This is a genomic window from Metabacillus niabensis, from assembly GCF_020524345.1.
GTDB classification, from domain to species: Bacteria; Bacillota; Bacilli; order Bacillales; family Bacillaceae; genus Metabacillus; species Metabacillus niabensis_B.
The window spans coordinates 277,458-300,986 of sequence record NZ_JAIVLH010000003.1 but is presented as its reverse complement, the minus strand read 5'-3'; the positions used below and the strand labels follow the sequence as shown (position 1 = coordinate 300,986).

Here is a 23,529-nt window from a genome sequence, read left to right as displayed (position 1 = left end):
ATGAGTAATTTATTATTTAATGAGGTTATGAAAAGAAGACGTTCCATTTATTCACTAAACAATAACGTAGCATTATCCAAAAAGGAGATTAATCAACTAGTAAAGTTTGCAATGAAGCATAGTCCATCAGCATTTAATTCTCAAACATCGAGAGCAATTATTTTGTATAATCATCATCATTTACAATTGAGGGATATTGTTGAGGATACTCTACGTTCAATTGTTCCACCGGAAAACTTTTCTGGTACTATTTCAAAACTTGATTCTTTTCGAAAAGGGCTAGGAACAATACTTTTTTTCAAAGATGAAGATGTTATTAAAAGTTTCGAAAACTCGTATCCTGTTTATGCAGAAAATTTTTCTGGGTGGGCAGAGCAATCAACTGGTATTGCACAATTTGCTGTATGGTGCAGTCTTACTAATGAAAATATAGGAGCATCTTTATAATCCAATAATGGATAGTAAAGTTAAAGAAGAATGGAATATACTAACAAATTGGATTCTAAAAGCACAAATGCCTTTTGGAGGAATAGAATCTCGTCCAAATGAAAAAGATTTTATTCCAGATGAATTAAGAATAAAGGTTTTTACAAAATAAATTAGTTAATTAAAGTGTAATATTGTAATTATTTTGCCTAGCTGTGTCTTTTCTGCAGTTGGGCTTCCTTTTTTATGAAAACTTTGGCATTTTTGAAAAAAGATTGTTGAAGGTTACGAAAGGGGAAATCATCACCCACCTTTGCAGTTGCGAAGGGAGAGGAAATGCATGATAGAACCAAATCGTATCCAATGGCAAATTCGCTGTGCCTTTAATGTTTTTTGTAAACGTGTGTTGAAAAATGAAGCTATCAATATTTATAATGAAAGGCAAAAAAGGCAGGCAAAGGAGATGACATTTTCTGATCTTACACCACTAGAAGAAAATCAACTTTATACCTTAGATAAGCAATATGAGGGGGAAGAAGGAGAAAGTCTACAAGTGGCTGGTAAGAGAATCACTCCAAGGTTACTTGCTGAAGCGATGCGTACTTTACCAACAGAAAAGCGTAAGACAGTCCTACTATACTGCTTTTTTGATAAATCAGATGTAGAAATTGCTGAACTACTAAAGATACCTCATAGTACAGTTCAGTATAGACGGACAAGCTCTCTTAAAAGGTTAAAGCGATTTTTGGAGGAACATGCAGATGACTGGGATGATTGATGCTAACACAAAAGACAACGAACGTGGTTTATTACCGTATCCAATTATTTTGGCTGCAAATAAGGGTGATCCAGAAGCGATGAAATACATTATTTTGCATTATGGAAGCTATATGGAAAGTTTGTCTATGCGTAAACTTTATGATTAGCGTGGTAATACGTATTGGGGCATCGATGTAGACACACATGATCGTTTACGTTCGAAGCTTATGCAAGGCATTATAGCTTTCAAGATTTGATTACATGGTTAAGTTTTCCCTTTCATATATATATATTGTTCTTTGACAAAGAAAGCGCGGAAGATAACGCCGCGCAGTATAAACAAAAAATCAGGTACGTTCTGCTGATGATGAGCTACCTGATTCATACGCCATGACTTTCGATAGAAACGAGCGATTATCTATGAGTCTAATACAATCATGGTAGGTTGTTAGCGATAATTCATCAGATAGGATAATGATACTCCTCTATCGTCATGGTTCGAGCGTTCAAAGCGTCGCAAGCTATGAGTAGAGCTGGAAGGAATACTTGCAGGGGTGAAATTTCCGTGGAGCTGTACCGACAGCCATCTGATTTTTTAATAGTATTAAATTATCGTTGTTTCTAGTATGTAATCCTCTGTTAGTGAAAGGGAGGTATGTATTTAATGAAGGAACTGATTACAAAAGATGATTTAATTCAACTTGGGTATCCAATATACTTAGATACGAATTATTAGACAAGCTAAACAAATATGGTACAAAAAGGGTATCCATTTTATAATAAAAAACGCTTAGGGCGTGTACCAAAAATGACAGTCGATATTGTGATGTCCGCTTTTAAAAGAGTTAAAGAGAATAGAGGAAGTGCGGGAAATGATGGTCAGGACATAAAAGAATTTGAAACAAACTTAAAAGGAAACCTCTACAAAATATGGAACAGAATGAGTTCAGGAAGCTACTTCCCACCTCCAGTAAGGCTGGTTGAAATACCTAAGAAAACTGGGGGGAAACGAGGATTAGGTATTCCTACGGTCGGGGACAGGGTAGCACAGATGGTAGTGAAGATGTATTTTGAACCTAAAGTAGAAACCATATTTCATGTAGATTCCGACGGTTATAGACCCAATAAATCGGCTTTGGATGCAATAGGACAAGCAAGGAAAAGGTGCTGGAAATATGATTACGTCATAGAATTCGATATTAAAGGATTGTTCGATAATATTGATCACGAACTTCTAATGCGAGCTGTACAAAAGCACACAAGAGAGTCGTGGATACTAATGTATATAGAAAGATGGCTAAAAGCACCATTTATTAATTCGGTAGGTCACAAGATACGCCGAAGTAGTGGGACACCGCAAGGTGGTGTAATTAGTCCTGTTCTTGCGAACTTGTTTATGCATTATGCCTTTGACATGTGGATGGAGCGAACAGTTCCATCTGCACCTTTTGAACGATATGCAGATGATGCCATAATTCACTGTAAGACGGAATCAGAAGCAGTTGATATATTAGGCAAACTGAATCAACGTTTGAAAGATTGTAAACTTGAACTGCATCCAAAGAAAACGAAGATTGTCTATTGTAAAGATAAGGATAGGATGAAAGAATACCCAATTACGGAGTTTGACTTTTTAGGGTACACTTTTCGAAGAATTTTCATTAAAGATAGATTGGGAAGACTCCAATTTAATTTCTTACCATCAGTTAGTAAAAAGTCCGCAAAAGATTTTCGATACAAAATAAAAGCAATGAGAATTCATAGTTTTACAGGGAGTAAAATTGAAATTATAGCCGAAATGATAAATCCAACGGTTAGAGGTTGGTTGAATTATTTCACAAAGTATAACCCTTCAGCTGTGAAGTACTCAATTGATTGTATTAATCGAAGACTAGTCAAATGGGCAATGTGTAAATATAAGAGGTTCAGAGGTCGCCGGACACGTGCTGAAAAGTGGCTTAAAGAACTCGCGAAAAGAGAGCCCAAAATGTTTTCACATTGGGCTCTCGGAATGATTCCTTAATGGCTGAATGATAAGAGCCGTATGAATCGAGAGGTTCAGGTTCACGTACGGTTCTGTGAGAGCCTTTGGGTGAAAATCCCACTGGCTACTTGACTGAGAGGTCGGGGGTTAGTCACCCCCTCCTACTCGATTTAGTCCTGTTTATCAAGGTTTTAGTGGTGTCAATCTTAGTATCATTAATCAAGCCATAAAAAAGACGAAGATTGGGATATCATATAATGTTTGTAATTAACCCTAACAGAACTAGAAAATTCAGAAAATTATGTTGACTCTTAACTTTTGGTTCTATAAAATAAAAAACAAGTCATCTAGATGTATAGATGAAGTGGGGTGAAATGTTATTTAATATAATCCCTAGGAGGGTGAGCATGAGTAATTATAATTCTCTTATTCCAAAGTACGTTCAAATTGCAGATAGCTTAAGAAAAAAAGTAGATGAAATGTACAAGGAAGGAAAAGAAAAGTTTTTAAGCGATGATGAACTAATAAAAATGTTTGATGTCTCTAGAATGACTATTCGTCAGGCGGTCCAATTGCTTGTAGAAGAAGGTCTTTTAAAACGTATCCAAGGAAAAGGCACCTTTATTGTTCGAAAAGAAAAATTAAAAACAGATATTGCTAAATTGGATACTTTTTTTCGAGGGTGGTACTTAGAAAACTTTAATGTTAAGTTGCTATATCGGGGATCCGTACCTTGTCCAGAAGGAATAGATGTAAAATTGGGGGTAAAACCTGGAGAAGAAGTTTATCAAGTAAAACGCTTACGTCTTTCAGAGGGTATCCCAATTGTTATCGATAACCGTTATCTTTTAAAAAAGTATGGTGAACAAATTACTGATGAAGAATATGTTAATTATTCTTTTTCGCATTTATTTTCAAATAAATTTAATATGTCCCTTACCGAAGGAGAAATTGAAATAGAAGCAGTTCTTGCTAGTCAAGAGATTTCAAAAATTCTTGATGTTTCTGTAGGTTCTCCAATTTTATATAGAAGTGTTGACTTAAAAGTAAAAAAAGGTTGTGTATTAGCAGGTGCTTCTTCCTATCGTGGAGACATGTACAAATACAAATCATTATTAAGTTTAGACTAAGAAAAAATAAATAGATAAGAGGTGGTGGTCATTTTTGAACTAGATTGATAGTTCCTTATTTTTTGGAAGCGCTTCATCTTAGGCGACTACACACTACATATAAACAAATGATCGATAAATGAAGGAGGAAATTATGGTCTATTCCATTTTAATAATATTGGCTATAATCATTGCAATCTATCTGGGTGAAAAACTTGATATTAATACTGGTTTAGTAGCTTTAGCACTAGCTTATTTGATTGGTTGTTTTGTTTTGGGGATGTCTATTAGTGATTTATTGGCAACATTCCCAACAAAATTATTCTTAGTTATTTTCACCTTAGCGCTCTTCTTTAATTTTGCAGTAGTAAATGGTACTTTGGAAAAAATTGCTCAATTATTACTTTATAGATTTCAAAAACAAACAAACTGGCTGCCTTTAATTTTGTATTTTATTACAGCGTTGGTTTCAGGGATGGGTGCCGGTTTCTTTACTTCTGTGGCAGTCATGGGTGCGATTGCAATGGCATTATGTAAATCATCAGGAATGAATAAATTACATGCTTCATTCGCAGTTTCATTAGGTTCCCTTTCTGGTGCAAATTTCATGTATAGTGCGCATGGGGTACTCTTTAACTCTTTGTTAAGTGAAACAGCTGTTGCTGATCAGGCAAATATTCTGACAAGGGATATCTTTGTTGTTTCATTTATCTATCCAATATTTATCATGTTGATTCTGATGTTTTTTGATAGAAAAAACAGTCCAATCACTGAGTTGAATATAGAAAAGCCAGAAGTTTTTTCAAAAAAACAAAAAGTAAATATTTCTTTAATTATTCTTCTTATGGTAATTGTACTAGGAGTACCAATGCTCGCTAATTTTATGCCTGAGAATGAAATTATTCAGTTTATTAACTCACGTACGGACATTACTTTACTGGCAGTTGTATTCGCAATCGCAGCTTACTTATTAAAATTAGCTGAGGACAAACCAAAAGAAGTAATGGCAAGAGTACCTTGGAATACATTATGGCTTGTTTCTGGGGTAGGAATGTTAATTGATGTTGCCGTTGAAGCAGGTACAATCGATTTATTAGCTTCTATGATCAATAATATGCCGTCCATTATTGTTCCTATTGCTGTGGCAATCATTGCTGGTGTTATGTCAATCTTTAGTAGTACTTTGGGTGTTGTTGCACCGCTTATGTTCCCTATGATTGCGGGTATAATAGGTCCTGCAGGCTACAGTGCTTCGTTAATTGCGGTTGCTATTATTATCGGCGCTCAATCAACAGCTTTAGCGCCATTCTCTACAGGCGGTAGTTTGATACTTGGTAACAGTGGTTTAAGCGAAGAAGATTCTAAGAAATTTTATAGTGATTTACTTTATAAAGCAACGCCTATAGGGTTAGGGTTTGCTATTATTGCAACTTTGATTTTAATGTTTATATTGTAGGAGATAGTTATGCAAAAAATATTTGACTCTCATTTTCATATTATTGATCCGAAGTTTCCTCTTGAAGAAAATCAAGGATTTGTCCCTGATTATTATACAGTGAATGATTATTTAAAAGAATTAAAAGAAATGTCGATTGAAGTAACTGGTGGAGCCATTGTGTCAGGCTCATTTCAAGGGTATCATCAAGATTATTTTGCAGATGCAATTTCAGAATTAGGAAATAATTTTATAGGTATCACTCAGCTTCCATTCGATACAACCGATGAAGACATTTTAAAATTAAACGATGTCGGAATAAAGGGAATAAGATTTAACATATACAGAAGATTATCTGCTTCACCAAAAGAAATTAAACAGCTATCAGAGAGAGTTTATAAATTATGTAATTGGAAGACAGAGCTTTATCTTAATTTGCAAACAATTGACAAAGAATTAGAAGAATTAATTTTTACATTACCAAAAGTATCAATTGATCATCTTGGGATGCATAAGTGTTCAATTGATAAGTTGAAAAAAATTGTTACTGCAGATATTCCTATTCGTTTAACAGGCTTTGGTCGGGTTGGGTATAAACGTGATGAAATCAGTGAATTAATAACAATATTATATAGCGAAAACCCAAGCTGCCTTATGTTTGGCAGTGATTTGCCTTCAACTCGAGCAAAATATCGATTCTCATACAATGATATTAAATTAATTAAAGAAACAGTAGGTAGTGAAGCGCAAGATAGAATTTTCTTCCGAAATGGGGAAAATTGGTATATCGATAAAAAACTTTAACTAGAATATTTATTGCTGTTTTAGACTATGCAATATCTAATAGATTTTTGTATTGTGATAGATATTTTCCCATTATAGAAGACAGTAAAAAGAAAGATGCTTTACTGTTTTTCTATAGAGGGGATTTTTTTATGGGGAAATTAGAAAAACTTATACTTTAGAAATTTGTGAAGAATGGAAAACTATCGGGTGCTAGAGTTCAATAAATGCTAGTCATTTTCAGTTGCTACTGAAATTCAACGAGCGCTATTCTTGAGTAAAGATATGCGCTTTTTAACATGATAAAGGCTGGTAATGGAGCATTAAATATGCACAGAAGAAAGTTGTTAGTAATTCGTAATTTATGGAAAACTTCACCTTACAAAAATGCTTACATAGAAAATATATAAAAAATCAAAATTTGTCATTACGATGAAGAAAAGCTTGTAGAGATCAAATAAACCTTTAGCGAATCCACTAAATGTCTTGTTTATTTCAGGGAATTGAACTGACCAGTTTTATTATATGAGAAGATGAATTTTCTAAATATTTGTGTCAAGCGGTTGACCTACGAAAAAGGATGGCATATAATTTTTTGTAAGGGTTTTCTAAAGCGGTTTATTAAGAATAGGTAATGGGAATTAAAAGATTCATAACTTTGATTTCTGAAGATTTAAATTTTTTTAAAATGATATGTCATCCGGTTAACATGTGTAAGTTTTTTTCAGCTATATCAAGAAAAGTAGTTTATGGACAAACACACTAAATTGAGAGGAGAATCTATTTATGGCTAGTAAAAATTATTACGATGTAACAGAGTGGCCTGTCGGTAATCCGTATGAGGATATTGGTGAGGTAATCAATAGCATTATAGCAGATATTAAAAGTAGGCAAACGGACACTGATGTGAATAAAGGCGGAAAGCCGGGTGCGGTTATCTATATTCCACCGGGAGATTATCATCTTGGCAGTCAAGTAGTTATAGACATCAGTTATCTTAAAATTATGGGATCTGGACACGGGTTTACATCTTCGAGTATTCGTTTTAACACTTCTGAGAATGAGTGGCCTGATTTGCATGAATTGTGGCCGGGAGGAAGTCGTATTCTCGTAGATATTCCCCTAGAAGTAAATGACGAGGAATATAAAGGAGCTGCATTTTATGTTGAACGAAATGGAAATCCCCGAATAAGTTCGGTTGAGTTTTCTGACTTTTGTATTGATGGTTTGCATTTTATCGAAGATGGTTCAGGAGAAACAAATCCGGAAAACACATACACGAACGGGAAAACAGGTATTTATGTTGCAAGTGCTTGTGACTCTTTTCGGATTACAGGCATGGGGTTTGTGTATTTAGAGCATGGAATGACTATTTATCATGCAGATGCACTGACTATACATGATAATTTCATAGCTGAATGTGGGAACTGTATAGAACTACGAGGTTGGGGACAGGCATCAAAAATAACCGATAATTTGATAGGGGCCGGTTTTAAAGGATATTCAATTTACGCTCAAAATTTTGGTGGACTTTTGATTACAGCAAATAATGTTTTTCCGCGAGGTGCGAGCAGTATCTACTTTGATGGTGTGACACGTTCCAGTATTACAAATAATAGACTTCATTCATTTTATCCAGGAATGGTGGTATTTAGGGAAAATTGTTCGGAAAACTTGGTTTCCTCAAATCACTTTTTACGGGACCATGAACCTTGGACTCCTTTTCAGGGAATGGACAATGGTTTAGATGATTTATATGGGCTGCTCTATATTAGTGGCCATAATAATTCTGTAATTGGTAATCACTTTTCTGAAGTAATGAATACTCAGAACATCAAGCCGGTAGGTGCAACACCTATAATCATACGTATAGTTACGGGGAATGGAAATTATATTTCTACTAACCATGTTGTTGCTACAGAGGTTCATGCCAAGATAAGTGATTCTTGTTTCTCCGCGCAAGTAGACGCTTTGTTGGCTACCGAAGCATCAGAGCCGCTTACCGTAACAACAGTATTGGTAGAAAAAGGATCGATTCAAAATACGATTCTTGATTCGGGAAGTGATGCACAGGTTGTTATGGACAAGACTGAAAATGCATTCAGAGCCACTCCAGCGCCAGGAGCATAAATAATAGATTCAACTATGTCCTTTGTAGTTTTTGTTCTAACGTTTCAAGTGCAAGTCGGACACTTGATTATTTCGTTTGTCATTTGGGTACTTCTTAGCAATGGAAGTGCCTCTTCTTCAAGTGTTTCCTAAAGTGTTTTATTAAGTATAAATTTTGAATATTAAAGAATCAAAACTTGCCTTTTTGAAGTATTCAATTTTTTTTGAAGAATATGTCAGTCGGTTGACATATGAAGGGGAAGGAAGTATCATTAATGAATTTTGTAAATTTCAGTTATAGTAAACGCATTTAAAACGAATATTTGTAAGCGATACCATAAAGGAGGTGGTGAGAAAAGTTTTAATTAACAATTTTTCTTAAGCTTTAATGGTCTGTACAGGAAAAGTAAATTTATAAGAAAAGGTGATAATGTGAATCAAACTATTAAGAAGTCTTATATGCATGTATTTATTGCTTTTATTCTATTGATTCAATTGTTCATCCCATCATTAGGAAACATAAACGCCGCATCTCTCCCAGTGGTTAATGATGAGAGTTACCGTCCTGGTTATCATTTTTCTCCTATGGAAAATTGGATGAATGATCCTAATGGAATGGTCTATTATAACGGTGAATATCACTTGTTTTATCAGCATAATCCTACTGATAATGTGTGGGGACCAATGTATTGGGGTCATGCAATTAGTAAGGATTTAGTAAACTGGGAGCACTACCCTATTGCGATTTATCCTGATGAAAATGGCTTTGCTTGGTCAGGTAGTGCTGTTGTTGATGAGAATAATACATCAGGTCTAGGAACAAAGGAAAATCCCCCGATGGTTGCTCTTTATACGAGCGAAAATGGTGGTGATAATCAACATGTAAGCGCTACCTACAGTCTTGACAATGGTCGAACATGGACAACATATGAGAAAAATCCAATTCTGACAATGCCAAATGAAATGAAAGCAAGTAATGGAGGTTCAGGTGTATTTAGGGATCCAAAGGTGTTTTGGCATGAGGAAAGTAACCAATGGATCTTTGTTATTACTAGTGGGAAAAGAGTCGATTTCTACTCATCTAGCAATCTATTAGAATGGAAAAAAGCAGGGGAATTCTCTGATCCTAAAGCAGCTGAGATTGGAAGTTGGGAATGTCCTGATTTGTTTGAGTTGCCATTATATGATGATAACGGAAATAAAATAGGCTCAAAATGGGTGTTAACTGTAAGTATCAACCCAACACCAACTGGTGGAACTGGAATGCACTATTATGTAGGGGACTTTAATGGCAGTACTTTTACTCCAGATAAAAAGATGGATGAATTAATGTGGGCAGATTACGGTGCTGATTTTTATGCTGGTGTAACATGGAGCAATACGGTTAACTCTTCTAATGAAAGCCGAAGAATTTGGTTAGGATGGATGAATAATCCAGCTCAATATGCAGGGGAAATTCCTACTTCATCTTGGAGAGGAGCTATGTCAATACCACGAGAGCTTTCTTTAGTTGAGGTGGATGGCGAGATACGATTAAAACAAGAACCAGTAGATGAACTAAACCAGTTAAGAGATACTGCAAATATGGTGGAAATAAAAAATCAAAAACTATCAACTGATCATGTTTTAAAAGATCTTGAAGCTGAAATGTTTGAGATTGAGGCAGAATTCAACCTTACGGATGCAACTGCAACTGAATTAGGATTTCTAGTTCGGAAAGGGGAAAGCGAAGAAACAAACATCTCCTATAATATCCAAGATAAAAAACTGTCTGTAGATCGAACAAAATCAGGTGAAACAGATTTTGATGAGAACTTTCCTACCATTCAACATACTGATTTAAATGTTTTGGATGGAATTTTAACGATTAAGTTATTAGTTGACCGCTCATCTGTTGAGGTTTTTGCAGAGGAAGGAACAGCTGTTTTTACAAATCAAATTTTCCCAAATGATTCAAGTAGAAAGATAGAGTTATATTCAAAGGGTGGGGAAGTTACACTGAATTCATTATCCTTTTACCCTTTAAAAGAGGCAACATTTACAAGAAATCTAGAAGATTTTGATAAGGATAGCCTTCCAAATACGATCGAAAACCCCAATTTTGAAACAGGAGATTTAACAGGATGGACTGTAACTGGCTCAGCATTCAGATCACCTGTCACAGATGTAACTACTTTCTGGGGAGGGCCTTTTGAACATGAAGGTAATTTCCATGTATGGGGATTTCAGGGAGCAACGAGTGATGATAAGTCAGATTTAAGAGCTGGAATCATGAAATCATCCACCTTTATTCTGGATGGAAACGGACAGATTGATTTTCTAGTCGGTGGAGGACAGGACATTAATAATTTATATGTAGCTCTTGTTAAGGCTTCTACTGGAGAAGAATTAATGAAAGCTACTGGAGCTAATACGGAAAAATATCGTAGAGTAAAATGGGATGCATCGGAATATCTTGGTGAAGCTCTTTATATCAAAGTTGTTGATCACCACTCTGGGGGATTTGGACATATTAACGTCGATGACTTTCAAGTTTTAAATGAAGAAGAAATCATCGGAAATACTTTAATAAACCCCGGTTTTGAAACAGGAGATTTAACAGGCTGGACTGCTACAGGAAATGCATTTGATGGAACTGTTACAGATCAAGAAACTTATTGGGACAAAGCAGTTCCTTTTGAACATCAAGGAAACTACCATTTATGGGGCTTTCAAGGAGTACAACCTGAAGATGCTGATAAGAGAACCGGAACATTAACGTCAAACACATTTAACTTAGCTGGCAATGGAGAAGTTTCTTTCCTCTTAGGTGGAGGAGATGAGATGGATGGAACGAAAAAGTATGACCTATATGTGACATTGGTCCGTTCTTCTGATGGAAAAGAGTTATTTAAGGCAACTGGTCCCGAATCAGAAACATACAAGCGTATTACGTGGGATGCAAAGGAATATCTAGGTGAAAATGTATATATTAAAATAGTTGATCAGCATACAGGAGAATTTGGACATATTAATGTGGATGATTTCCAAGTGAAGAATGGCGGTATTATCCACCATTGGACGTTCAATCAAAGTGAAGGGAATACTGTAAAGGATGAAGTGACAGGTGAGAATCAAAAAGTTGAATATGTTTTTTCAGATGCTAAATATAAGCCATCCTCAGATCCATTATGGAGAAATGGTGTAGTTAAAAATGGACTTCTTTTTGATGGATATTCTACCTATATTGAACAGGCAGCCACTCAATCTATACAGCCTAGTGATGCGATGACAATCGAAGCCTGGGTTGCACCTCGTTCGTATGAATGGGGTGATCTTGGACAATTATCTGCTATTGTTAATCAGCATAATAAAGCTCAAGGTGAAGGGTATATTTTAGGGATGGGGAGACATGGAAAATGGTCCTTTCAAGCTGGTTTAAATGGTGAATGGAAGGAGGTATGGGCGGAAGAAGATAAAGTACTGGAAAAAGATAAGTGGTCATACATTGTTGCAACATTTGATCAGGATGCAAAAAAAATGAAAATCTTTTTAAACGGTGAGTTAGCAGGTGAGGTTAATACACCTAAAAATGCAACAATAACAGCTTCCGACAAAAATCTATTAATAGGAAAGCACAATACAGCTGCAGTATTAGGACCATTTACTGCTAATATGTTTAACGGATTGATAGATGAATTAAAAATCCATAACAAAGCGTTAACGGCCGAAGAAGTAAAAAAGAACTATGATCAAATAATTGACAATCAAGAGAATCATCAATTACCAAGCCCTGATTTATCTTTTGACCGAAGTGTATATGATGGAGATCGTTATCGACCTCAATACCATTTTCTTTCTCCAGGTCATTGGATGAATGAGCCACATGCTCCTTTTGAGTACAACGGAAAATATCATATTTTCTATCAGCATAACCCACAGGGACCATATTGGCACCAAATCCATTGGGGTCACGCAGTTAGTGATGATATGGTTCATTGGGAGGATGCTCCTGTCGCTTTAGCTCCATCAGGTGTATCACCGGACGGTGTTTGGTCAGGCTCTGCAAACTTCGATGAAAATGGAGAACCTGTCTTGTTTTTCACAGCAGGAGATGATAGTAAAACACCAAATCAAATGACTGGCCTAGCAACACCAACTGATGTGACGGATCCGATGTTAGAGGATTGGAAGATGCTGCCTAATCCTGTTACGGTTCAAGCTCCTGATTTACCAGCGGAGGAAGGAAAGGTTATGTTTGGTCAATTCCGTGATCCGTTTGTATGGAAAGATGGAGATACATGGTATCAAATAGTAGGTTCTGGAATAGAAAATATTGGCGGTACCGCATTATTATATACATCCAAGGATTTAAAAAAGTGGGAATACAAAGGACCATTCTTTGTAGGGGATTCAAAAGCATACCCTAAGACAGGGGATGTGTGGGAATTACCGGTGCTATTACCACTTGGAGAAGATAAACATGGAGAACAAAAATATGCATTTTTCATTAATCCTTGGTTTAAGAGCTATAGTGAGCATAATGTGAAGTATGTATTCCATTGGGTTGGTTCATGGGATAAAGAAAATAACAAATTTATTCCAGATCATGAGGAACCTAAACTATTTGACTATGGTATACATTTTACTGGTCCAAGTGGAATGATCGATGAAAGCGGGCGCTCTATATTATTTAGTATTGCACAAGATCGTAGAACAGAACAGCAGCACTATGACGCTGGATGGGCTCATAATGCAGGCTTACCTTTAGAATTGTCTTTATTAAAAAATGGAGAGCTTGGTATCGAACCGATTAAAGAATTAGAAAGCTTACGTGGAGAAAAGGTAATTAAAATGAAAAATAAATCCCTAAAAAAAGCGAATAAGTTACTAGCGGATGTCAAGGGTGATATGTTAGAAATCATTCTTGAGATCAAAGGGAAATCAAATGAAAAGGTTGGGATAAAGGTACGTCAATCGGATGATTCATCTGAAGAAGTCAGCCTATATTTCGATGAAGCAACTGAGAAATTTGGAGTAGATGCAACAAAAATGAGTTTAGATCCTGATATTGAAAAAACAAGTAGTGAAGGTGACCTTTCTCTCGATGGAGAAAATCTAAAGCTTCATATCTACTTAGACAGATCGATGATTGAAGCCTATGCCAATGGGAAAAAGAGTATAACAACTAGAGCATATCCTACGAGAGCTGATTCTCTAGGCATTGAGCTATGGAGCGAAAGTGGAAAAGCCAAGATTGTGTCTATGGAAGTATTTGAAATGGGTTCAGCCTATAGTGATAATCTTGAACCGGCTTATTATGAAGAGGAAGCTCCAAAAGAAGAAATACCGCATGGTGAGTTATTAAACCATGATTTTCAATCTGGTGACTTAACTGGTTGGACAGTTTTAGAAGGAAATGCTTTCACAGACGACCATGTTACGAATAAAAATGATTGGGGCTGGGGTGGTCCATTCGGACAGGCGACAACATCAATAGACCCAAGCCGTTATCATCTATGGGGCTTTCATCCAGATCATGGGGGAGATCAGGCGACAGGTGTGATCAAATCTGAAAACTTCATTTTAGGGGGAGATGGTCAAATTGACTTTTTAACCTCAGGAGGTGCCGATGACAAGCTTTTATACATCGCACTTGTTGACGCAAAAACAAATGATATTTTAATGAAAGCTACCGGCCATAATGGTGAAGCTTATCGTCGTGTTCGTTGGGATGCATCGGAATATATAGGGAAAGATTTATATATTCAAGTGGTTGATAAGCACACTGGTGGATGGGGCCATATAAATCTAGATGACGTTAATGTTCCAGTTTATAAGGAAATAGCATCGGAAGAAGGAAGTACCGAACCCGATATAGTAAGTGAAACACATGATTCAGAAGAAAAGAAAAACCAAGGAAAGAAGAAGCAGTAGAACAGACATCTAATAACTAAGAGATTGATTCTATATAAGACAAAACAAAAATGGTACAGCATCAATTCCTTATTCTATCTTATCTGATAGAACCAGTTTTTCTACTTTGCGGTAGAGGATTTATCAAAAAATAGTATAGTAATGAACCCATACCTTTCTGATCTTACCAGAAAGGTATTTTTTCGTTACAAAAGAACAGAGGAGATAATAAGAGATTACTAAGTAGTACTATTTAATAAAGTGTTTTGTATTTACAAGTTCTATATGTAAAAAAATTGGTACCTTCTCATAAATAAGTATGGTAAGATTATGATCGATAATCTTGACATTCTTTAATAAATATTAGGATAATACTCTTATCGAATTTTGGGAGGGGGAAGAGATGGTGAAACCAAAAATTGAAGACGTTGCCAAGCTTGCTGGTGTTTCACCAACAACTGTTTCTAGAGTATTAAATAATCGTGGATACATTAGTGAAAAAACAAGAAAAAAAGTCCATGATTCGATGGAACAATTAAATTACTATCCTAATGAAATTGCTCGTTCACTGTTTATTAAGAAAACATATTTAATAGGGCTTATTTTTCCAAGTACTGGTAATCCGTTTTATGGACAGCTAATTTTTCATTTAGAAAATATTTGTTCTTCATTGGGGTATAAGGTATTACTCTGTAATAGTCAAAACCGGGAAGATAAGGAAAGAAACTATTTGAAAATGCTGCAAATGAATCAAGTTGATGGAATCATAGCTGGCGCTCACAATAGAGGGATTGAAGAATACGAAATACCAAAGTTGCCTGTAGTTGGTATCGATCGTTATTTATCAAGTAAAACCCCAGTAGTATCTAGTGACAACTATGAAGGGGGAAAACTAGCGACTCAATTATTAATTGATAAAGGATGTAAACAAATCATCCACATTAATGGACCACAATATTTAGAGACCCCTGCTAATTTAAGAAGAAACGCATATGAGGATGTTATGAGAGCTAATAATCTAAATCCTCTTACATATGAATTTCCTCTTAAATCAACAGATGAAATTGTCATAAATATTGTGAAACAAATATTTGATGACCATCCTCAAGTTGATGCTATCTTTGCAAGTGATGATTTGATCGCCTCTAAGGTCCTAAGAGAGGCTAGAAAAAGGAACATTCATATTCCACAAGAATTAAAAGTAATTGGATATGATGGTACCGAAACAACAAGAATGCTGCTGCCTGAATTAAGCACAGTTGAACAACCTATTAAGGCAATAGCTGAAAAGGCTGTAGAAATTATCATTAAACAGATTAATGGTGAACAAGAATCTATTCAATTAGAGAACATTTTACCGGTCAAATTAATAGATAGTGAAACGACATAAAAGAATAAACCTGATTGAGTGGAAATATTTAATGAATTATATGTCATGCGGTTGACATGTTGAGGCGGATGGCATATAATTCTCATTGTAAGGGGTTTCTAAAAGGTTTTTAAATCTTTGGATACTGTGAAATTAAAAGATTTGAAATGATAACCTTTGTAAGTTGATAAAATTTTTTCGAACAACATGTCATGCGGTTGACATTTTGAGTAAGCGTAATAGTGATTTTCTCTGAAAGGATTAAAATGCTATGTAGGAATTGACGACTCAAAAAAGACATGATGAAGAAGATTTTTTTTGATCATACATGTCATGCGGTTGACATAAGGGGATATATCCATGTTATTAATTAATGACTAGTTTTTTATTTTCCTAGTTTTTGATGATAGCGATGCTATGTTGAAGTCGTATGGTATCAAACTAGCTTGTATACTGGCTGAAATTTATTTTTGAAAGTGAGGAATAGATATGCACACCGAGGTTAGGATGTCAACAAAAGTAGAACACCCTACACAAAACATAAAAAAAGCAAAATTAAAAAAGCTATTAAACAATTATCAACTCTATTTATTTTTATTACCAGCATTAATTTATTTTATCGTCTTTCACTACTTCCCAATGTATGGAGTCATTATAGCCTTCAAAAATTTTATAGCAACACAAGGTATTATGGGAAGTCCATGGGTAGGTTTTAAGCATTTTGAGAGGTTTTTTGAATCATTTCAATTCTGGAGTTTAATTAAAAATACACTTGGACTTAGTGTTTTACAATTAATCATCGGATTTCCGTTACCAATTATTCTTGCATTAATGATGAACCAAATCAGACATGAGAAATACAAACGTTTCGTTCAAACGGTGGTATATGCCCCACATTTTATCTCAGTCGTCGTATTAGCAGGTATGATTTATGTTTTCTTCTCTAACAATGGACTTATTAATAATTTCATCATGATGTTTGGTGGAGAATCTATTTCGTTTATGGCAAAGCCGGAGTGGTTTAAACCATTATATATCGGATCAGGAGTTTGGCAGGAAACAGGATGGGCAGCAATCATCTATCTAGCAGCTCTTGCAGGAGTTAGCCCTGAACTTCATGAAGCAGCAGTAATGGATGGGGCGAGTAAGTGGCATCGAATTTTACATGTTGATATCCCAGCTATCATGCCTACTGCAGTCATTTTGCTTATCTTATCGGTAGGAAATATTATGAATATTGGTTTTGAAAAGGCTTACCTGTTACAAACACCATTAAATCAGCCTTCAGCAGAAATTATTCCGACCTACGTATATAAAATGGGTTTACAACAGGCTCAATATAGTTTTGCAGCAGCAGTAGGGTTATTCAATGCCGTTATTAATTTAGTATTATTGGTGGCCGTTAACAAATTTGCAAAGAAATTATCAGGTCAAGGTCTATGGTAACTAGGAGGGTGAAGAATGATGGGTTTACTCGCAATGAATAAAACAACTAGAAGATCTAAAGAAGATAAAATTTTTGATTTAATTAATATTTTCCTAGTCGCGATTATGGTTTTATTAGTCGTCTATCCTCTTTACTTTATCGTGATTGCGTCGATTAGTAACCCAAATATGATCTATGAGGGGAAAGTATGGCTACTGCCAAAAGATATTACCTTTGAGGGGTATCAAAGAATCTTCAGTGATAGCAAGATTTGGTTAGGTTATAAAAATTCGATTATCTATACGTTTGTAGGAACTCTTGTAAATGTTTCATGTACATTGATGGCTGCTTACGCTCTATCACGTAGAGATTTATATGGAAGAAACCTAATTATGTTTTTATTCCTCTTTACGATGTTTTTTTCCGGGGGATTAATTCCGACTTATTTAGTTGTTAAGAATTTAGGATTACTGAATACGATGTGGGCATTAATTTTACCGAAGGCTGTTGCAGTATGGAATGTCATCGTTGCAAGAACCTTTTTCCAAACATCTATACCGAATGAGTTATTAGAGGCGGCAAAGATAGACGGCTGTTCTGATGCAAAATTCTTTTGGAAGATTGTCCTGCCACTTTCCAAACCTATTGTGGCAGTAATGGTGTTATTTTATGCGGTTGGACACTGGAACTCATACTTTGATGCATTAATTTATTTGAATAACGAGGACTTGTATCCTCTTCAATTGATTTTACGTAATATCTTAATTCAAAATGAAGCTTCTACTCAAATGATGAGTGACATCGATTCACTAGCTGCAAAACAAAGAGTCTCAGAACTTATTAAATATGGTGTGATTATTGTAGCTTCTATTCCACTTTTAGTCTTATATCCATTTGTACAGAAGTACTTTGTTAAGGGCGTTATGATTGGTGGAATTAAAGGTTGATAAATTTTAACATGTTGCTTTAAAGGGGGTGGGGATTCCGGTTTATACTCGCTAAAGCATTAGATTTAAAACATTGAGGGGGAAAACGTAATGATTAGATCAATAAAAAGAAAGATGGAAAGAAACAAGAAAAAGAAAATGTCTATAGTCCTAGCTCTTGGGTTAAGTGCATCGCTTGCCTTAACAGGTTGTTCAAGTAGTGAGTCAGGAAAAGAATCAAAGGAATCCGCGGTAGCATTTAATGAGTCAGGTCTGCCAATTGTAGAGGAAGAAGTGACATTAAATTTTGTTTCACCAAAACAACCTCTAGCACCTGATTATTCAGAAATGGTCATCTTTGACAGACTGCAAGAAGCGACGAACGTGAGTATAAAATGGAACAATATCCCTGGTGATGGATATCAAGAAAAGAAAAATTTATTACTAGCAAGTGGTGATCTACCAGATGCGTTTTATGCATCAGGCTTTACAGATCAAGATCTAATGCAGCATGGGCAAAGTGGTACGATTATCCCTTTAGAAGATTTGATTGATAAATATGCACCTAATTTAAAGAAATTATTTGAAGAAAGGCCAGAACTTAAACAAATTGTGACTGCGCCGGATGGACATATTTACTCTTTACCTCGCGCAGAGGAGATGGATCTAGTAGGAATGCCAAATATCATGTTTATTAATCAAACATGGTTAGACAAGCTTGGTCTGGACATGCCAACTACATTGGAAGAATATCATGATGTATTAAAAGCTTTCAAAGAAAAAGATCCTAATGGGAATGGAAAGCAAGATGAAATTGGTTTAACCTTCTGGTTCAATGGATGGTGCGGTAATGAAGGAGATTTAATCGGTTTATTCGGTTTACCAGATACTCCATTTGAGGCTGATCATCGAATTGTTCGTGATGGAAAAGTGATTTATGCAGCAACACAACCTGAGTTTAAAGAGGCAATTGCATACTATCATCAATGGGTAAAAGAAGGACTTATTGACCCAGAGGTTGTCACTCAAGATACAGCCCAATTATTTGCAAAAGGTAAAACAGAAGATCCAACACTTGGTTCATTCATTTGGTGGGAAGATACAGAAGTAGTTGGTACAGACCGTGTTGATGATTATGCCATTTTACCTCCACTAAAAGGAAAAGACGGTGAAGTTGTTGTAGGACGATCCAACTATTCTGAATACGGTAGAGATGCATTTGTTATTACATCTGCTAATGAAAATCCAGAAATTACAATGCGCTGGGCTGACCAGTTATATGAGCCAAAAATGTCAGCACAAATTAACTGGGGCCCAATAGGTGAAATCTATGAAGAAGATGAAAACGGTATGTTAGTAAACAAAGAATTACCTGAAGGTGTTGCAATGGGCGAATTACGTCAAAAAGTTGCACCAGGTGGACCGTTTGTTGTCTTAAAAGAGCATTTTGGAACAGTTGTAGATATGGAGCCAAGAGCAAAAGAACGTTTAGAAATTCTTGAGAAATACTACAAACCACATATGGTTGAGGAAAACTATCCACAAATCTTCTTTAGTGCCGAAGAACTTGAAAAAATTAATACAATTGAGCCTGAAATCAAAGAATTTGTGAAACAGAAGGAAGCTCAATGGTTAATTGAAGGTGGAATAGAAGAAGAGTGGGATGAGTATATCGAGCAATTAGAGGCAATGGGATTAAATGAATTAATGGAAGTTTACCAAACAGGATTAGATCGTTTTAACAAAGAATTATAATGAATCCCACTCTTAACGGGCAGTAGAATCCTATCACAAGCTTTGAGTTTACAAAGAGGGTAGGTAGAGGATAACTGCCCGTAAAGGTCCGATTGGTTCAACTAACCATCAGTGGGGGATGAAGAAAACCCCCACTGATGGAAGTTTTACCTTATCCTTTTTTGAAGGCCAGATGTTGTTTTTATCTGGCCTTTCTATTTAAAACGAGAAATAAGGTGATAGATATGAATAGAGTAACAGCTTTAGGAGAATTATTAATCGATTTTACACCATCTGGATATTCAGATAAAGGACATGTGTTATTTGAAACAAACCCTGGTGGAGCACCAGCAAATGTTTTAGTTGCGCTCTCAAATTTTAATATTCAAACATCGTTTATCGGTAAAGTTGGGAATGACCAATTTGGTCATTTGCTAAAAACTGGCTTAGAGCAATATAAAATTGATACAACTAATCTATTATTTTCAGATCAAGTAAATACAACGCTTGCTTTTGTTCATTTGGATCCTACTGGCGATCGTTCCTTCCATTTTTATCGTGAACCTGGTGCAGATATTATGCTAACGGCAGAGGAGATCAACGAAGAATTGATTCAACAGTCAGTGATCTTTCATTTTGGATCATTATCGTTGACTCATGAGCCTGCAGCAACAGCTACTTTTAAAGCATTAGAATATGCAAAAAAACATCATGTGATGATTTCATATGATCCTAACTTACGTATTCCTTTATGGGATTCACTAGACCGAGCGAAAGAAATGATCCTAAAAGGGTTAGAATATGCTGATATTGTTAAGCTCTCAGAGGAAGAACTTGTGTTTTTGACGGGATATGATGATTTAGAAAAAGGATCAGAAATCATTCAATCTCAATATGGGTGTTCTGTTGTGTTTGTTACTTTAGGACCAGAAGGCTGCTTCTATAGATCGAAGAATCATAGCGGGAAAACAACAGGATTTCATGTCGAAGTTGTTGATACAACTGGTGCAGGAGATGCCTTTGTAGGTGGTGCTTTATTTAAGATACTTGAGTCTAATAAACATGTAAACATGTTAAACCAAGTTGAATTAGTCGAAATAACCACGTTTGCTAATGCAGTAGGGGCACTTGCAACAATTACAAAAGGTGGGATTCCAAGTATGCCATTAAAAGACCAAGTAGAAAAAATGTTACTTACTAAAGTTAACGATTAATAGATAAACTTTTTAGGTTAAGGGAGAAAGGAAGTACAAAATTTATGAACAACACGGAGATTAAACAACAATATTACACAGAAAAGTATCGACCACAATTTCACTTTTCACCAGAAGCTAATTGGATGAATGATCCTAATGGGATGGTTTATTTTGAAGGTGAATATCATCTGTTTTATCAATATCACCCAAACGGAACAACATGGGGACCGATGCATTGGGGTCATGCTATTAGTACAGATCTTGTTCACTGGGAACACTTGCCGATCGCATTAAAACCAGATGAGCATGGGATGATTTTTTCTGGCAGTGCAGTCGTGGATTGGAATGATACGAGCGGCTTCTTTAATGGTCGGCCTGGTTTAGTGGCCATGTTTACACATGCTGATACTTACCCAGACTCTGAACGGCCGAGACAAAGGCAAAGTATTGCTTATAGTAATGACATGGGACGAACATGGGTGACGTATGAAGGAAATCCTGTCATTTCAGATGAAAGCATTACGGATTTTAGAGATCCAAAAGTATTCTGGCATAAAGAAACAAATAAATGGGTCATGATCTTAGCTTCAGGTCAGACAGTAAGGCTATATACATCAAAAAACCTTAAAGTTTGGGAGTTTGCAAGTGAATTTGGAGACGGTCAGGGCTCACATGAAGGAGTATGGGAGTGTCCGGACTTATTTGAATTACCAGTAGATGGAGACTCTAATCAGAAAAAGTGGGTATTGTTTTTGAGTATTGGAGATGATCCAAGTTATGAAGAAGGATCACGAACACAATATTTTATTGGGGAGTTTGATGGGGAAACTTTCACAAATGACCACACACGAGAAACGACTCTTTGGATTGACAGAGGGAGAGATAATTACGCTGGAGTAAGCTGGTCGGATGTTCCCAATGAAGATGGAAGAAGAATTTACGTCGGCTGGATGAGCAATTGGCGATATGCAAATGTCACGCCAACTAAAGAATGGCGAAGTGCGATGACGATTCCAAGAGTCCTGTCATTAAAAACAATGGAGGAAGGCGTTCGATTAGTTCAAGAGCCAGTTCAAGAATTACAAAAAATTCGTGAAAAATCAATACAAATGACGAATCAAACGGTTGTACCAAGCGAGAATATCGTTCCAAATGTACAAGGTAACACTCTTGAAATTTTTGCAGAATTTGAGATCGGTTCAGCTGTTGAATTTGGATTTAAAGTCTGTAAGTCAAATCAAGAGGAAACAGTCATTGGATATGACGTTATTCAACAACGATTGTTTATTGATCGCACGAATTCTGGAAAATCAGATTTTAATGAATCCTTTGTTGGAAAACATGAAGGAGACTTAGCTCCTTATCATAACCAAAAAGTGAAGTTACACTTATTTGTAGATTGGTCATCTGTTGAAGTGTTTGGAAACAATGGAGAATTAGTCCTGACAGATTTAATATTTCCAGATCAGAATAGCAAGGACCTCGAACTGTATACAGTTGGTGGAGATGTAAAAGTAAAGACATTAGAGATTCATACGCTAAAATCAATTTGGAGAAAATAAACATGAAAGATTAAGGGGGATAAAGGATGAATGACTTGAATAATCGACTATTAAACACAATAAATACAATCGTGGATTACTTTCTTTTAAATGTATTGTGGGTAATTGCCTCAATCCCCCTAATTACCATTTTTCCAGCAACTGCAGCAATGTTTGGTGTTGTCCGTAAGAGACAGTTACAGAAAGAAACGAATGGGATTTTTAAAAGTTTCTATTTGCAGTTTAAAGATAATTTTAAACAAAGTATTTTATTATCTATCGTTTGGGTTGTCTTTGGAGCTTTCTTATATGTAGATTACAGGATTATCAGTCCAGAAAGCTCCATCTATCAATTTATCCTTTATATTTTACTAATAATTGGCCTTATTTTATTTGCTTCTATAACTATTTACCTTTTTCCTATCATGGTACATTTTGAGTTGAATTGGAAGAATGTCGTCAGAAATGCATTTTTCTTTTCACTCATGAATCCTATTTTAACGATTCTATTATTAATCCTTATTGGAGTTGGTGGCGCTCTATTGTATGCTTTTCCAATTTTAATTTTTATATTAGGTAGTTTTCTAGCATCTATTGTTTATTATCTCTGTCAAAATATGTTTAATCAATTGATGGTTAAAAATGGTGCAAACTAAACTTATTAAATAAATATATGCAGGTATGTCCTCTAGTGTTATGTGAAGTGTTTTTTTATAAAACGTTTTAAAAAGTTCTGAGGTCAAAAGCCACTCTTGAAATGAAGATAGACATCTTTTAATCAAAAGTGGCTTTCGCTTGTCAGGGTTAAACAGACACTTCATCCTTTCAAAACGCAAG

The 23,529-nt window shown here is 35.6% G+C and carries 14 protein-coding genes and 2 pseudogenes; all 16 read left to right on the top strand.

The genetic code is table 11. The features are described from left to right. The 16 genes and pseudogenes from LC095_RS06215 (at nt 1) to LC095_RS06135 (ending at nt 23,348) form a co-directional block, all read left to right on the top strand. Nucleotides 1-598: pseudogene (locus LC095_RS06215) on the top strand (nitroreductase family protein). Nucleotides 599-766: 168 nt separating this feature from the next. After that, entirely contained in the window at nt 767-1,204 is a 438-nt protein-coding gene (locus tag LC095_RS06205) for an RNA polymerase sigma factor (protein WP_226527333.1), read from the top strand. Next, nucleotides 1,188-1,442, top strand: a pseudogene (locus tag LC095_RS06200) (helix-turn-helix domain-containing protein). Before LC095_RS06205 ends, LC095_RS06200 begins: the two are co-directional and overlap by 17 nt. 494 nt (nt 1,443-1,936) lie before the next feature. After that, nucleotides 1,937-3,208 (top strand): group II intron reverse transcriptase/maturase, encoded by a 1,272-nt coding sequence (ltrA, locus tag LC095_RS06195; RefSeq protein ID WP_226527332.1) that lies wholly within the window; start codon nt 1,937-1,939, stop codon nt 3,206-3,208. 368 nt (nt 3,209-3,576) lie between these two features. Next, nucleotides 3,577-4,299, top strand: a complete 723-nt coding sequence (locus tag LC095_RS06190) for a GntR family transcriptional regulator (protein ID WP_226527331.1) — start codon at nt 3,577-3,579, stop codon at nt 4,297-4,299. A gap of 118 nt (nt 4,300-4,417) precedes the next feature. Next, nucleotides 4,418-5,734 carry an SLC13 family permease gene (locus tag LC095_RS06185; protein WP_319005769.1) on the top strand — a complete coding sequence of 439 codons (1,317 nt, stop codon included), beginning with the start codon at nt 4,418-4,420 and terminating at the stop codon, nt 5,732-5,734. Between the two features lie 9 nt (nt 5,735-5,743). After that, nucleotides 5,744-6,517: a 2-pyrone-4,6-dicarboxylate hydrolase gene (locus tag LC095_RS06180; protein WP_226527329.1), complete on the top strand. Its 774-nt coding sequence runs from the start codon at nt 5,744-5,746 to the stop codon at nt 6,515-6,517. Nucleotides 6,518-7,282: 765 nt separating this feature from the next. Next, on the top strand, nt 7,283-8,626 hold the full coding sequence (locus LC095_RS06175) for a NosD domain-containing protein (RefSeq protein WP_226527328.1): 1,344 nt from the start codon (nt 7,283-7,285) through the stop codon (nt 8,624-8,626). A 411-nt stretch (nt 8,627-9,037) separates the two neighbouring features. Further along, nucleotides 9,038-14,521 carry a GH32 C-terminal domain-containing protein gene (locus tag LC095_RS06170; protein ID WP_226527327.1) on the top strand — a complete coding sequence of 1,828 codons (5,484 nt, stop codon included), beginning with the start codon at nt 9,038-9,040 and terminating at the stop codon, nt 14,519-14,521. A 385-nt stretch (nt 14,522-14,906) separates the two neighbouring features. Next, nucleotides 14,907-15,890 carry a LacI family DNA-binding transcriptional regulator gene (locus tag LC095_RS06165; protein WP_226527358.1) on the top strand — a complete coding sequence of 328 codons (984 nt, stop codon included), beginning with the start codon at nt 14,907-14,909 and terminating at the stop codon, nt 15,888-15,890. Between the two features lie 486 nt (nt 15,891-16,376). After that, the gene (locus LC095_RS06160) at nt 16,377-17,315 is read left to right on the top strand and encodes an ABC transporter permease (protein ID WP_226527326.1); all 939 of its coding nucleotides are present in this window, start codon (nt 16,377-16,379) and stop codon (nt 17,313-17,315) included. A gap of 15 nt (nt 17,316-17,330) precedes the next feature. Further along, complete coding sequence (locus tag LC095_RS06155; protein WP_413467459.1) at nt 17,331-18,242, top strand: carbohydrate ABC transporter permease; 912 nt, start codon at nt 17,331-17,333, stop codon at nt 18,240-18,242. Nucleotides 18,243-18,380: 138 nt separating this feature from the next. Next, nucleotides 18,381-19,976: an ABC transporter substrate-binding protein gene (locus LC095_RS06150; protein WP_413467462.1), complete on the top strand. Its 1,596-nt coding sequence runs from the start codon at nt 18,381-18,383 to the stop codon at nt 19,974-19,976. A gap of 224 nt (nt 19,977-20,200) precedes the next feature. Next, nucleotides 20,201-21,169, top strand: coding sequence for a PfkB family carbohydrate kinase (locus LC095_RS06145; protein WP_226527324.1), 969 nt, complete (start codon nt 20,201-20,203; stop codon nt 21,167-21,169). A 44-nt stretch (nt 21,170-21,213) separates the two neighbouring features. Beyond that, entirely contained in the window at nt 21,214-22,713 is a 1,500-nt protein-coding gene (locus tag LC095_RS06140; RefSeq protein ID WP_226527323.1) for a glycoside hydrolase family 32 protein, read from the top strand. Between the two features lie 26 nt (nt 22,714-22,739). Beyond that, nucleotides 22,740-23,348, top strand: a complete 609-nt coding sequence (locus tag LC095_RS06135) for a YesL family protein (protein WP_226527322.1) — start codon at nt 22,740-22,742, stop codon at nt 23,346-23,348. Nucleotides 23,349-23,529 lie beyond the last annotated feature (181 nt).

Coding starts and splice junctions, on each gene's coding strand:
- LC095_RS06205 (WP_226527333.1), top strand. CDS start 767: ATGATAGAACCAAATCGTATCCAATGGCAAATTCGCTGTGCCTTTAAT.
- ltrA (WP_226527332.1), top strand. CDS start 1,937: ATGGTACAAAAAGGGTATCCATTTTATAATAAAAAACGCTTAGGGCGT.
- LC095_RS06190 (WP_226527331.1), top strand. CDS start 3,577: ATGAGTAATTATAATTCTCTTATTCCAAAGTACGTTCAAATTGCAGAT.
- LC095_RS06185 (WP_319005769.1), top strand. CDS start 4,418: ATGAAGGAGGAAATTATGGTCTATTCCATTTTAATAATATTGGCTATA.
- LC095_RS06180 (WP_226527329.1), top strand. CDS start 5,744: ATGCAAAAAATATTTGACTCTCATTTTCATATTATTGATCCGAAGTTT.
- LC095_RS06175 (WP_226527328.1), top strand. CDS start 7,283: ATGGCTAGTAAAAATTATTACGATGTAACAGAGTGGCCTGTCGGTAAT.
- LC095_RS06160 (WP_226527326.1), top strand. CDS start 16,377: ATGTCAACAAAAGTAGAACACCCTACACAAAACATAAAAAAAGCAAAA.
- LC095_RS06155 (WP_413467459.1), top strand. CDS start 17,331: ATGATGGGTTTACTCGCAATGAATAAAACAACTAGAAGATCTAAAGAA.
- LC095_RS06150 (WP_413467462.1), top strand. CDS start 18,381: ATGTCTATAGTCCTAGCTCTTGGGTTAAGTGCATCGCTTGCCTTAACA.
- LC095_RS06145 (WP_226527324.1), top strand. CDS start 20,201: ATGAATAGAGTAACAGCTTTAGGAGAATTATTAATCGATTTTACACCA.
- LC095_RS06140 (WP_226527323.1), top strand. CDS start 21,214: ATGAACAACACGGAGATTAAACAACAATATTACACAGAAAAGTATCGA.
- LC095_RS06135 (WP_226527322.1), top strand. CDS start 22,740: ATGAATGACTTGAATAATCGACTATTAAACACAATAAATACAATCGTG.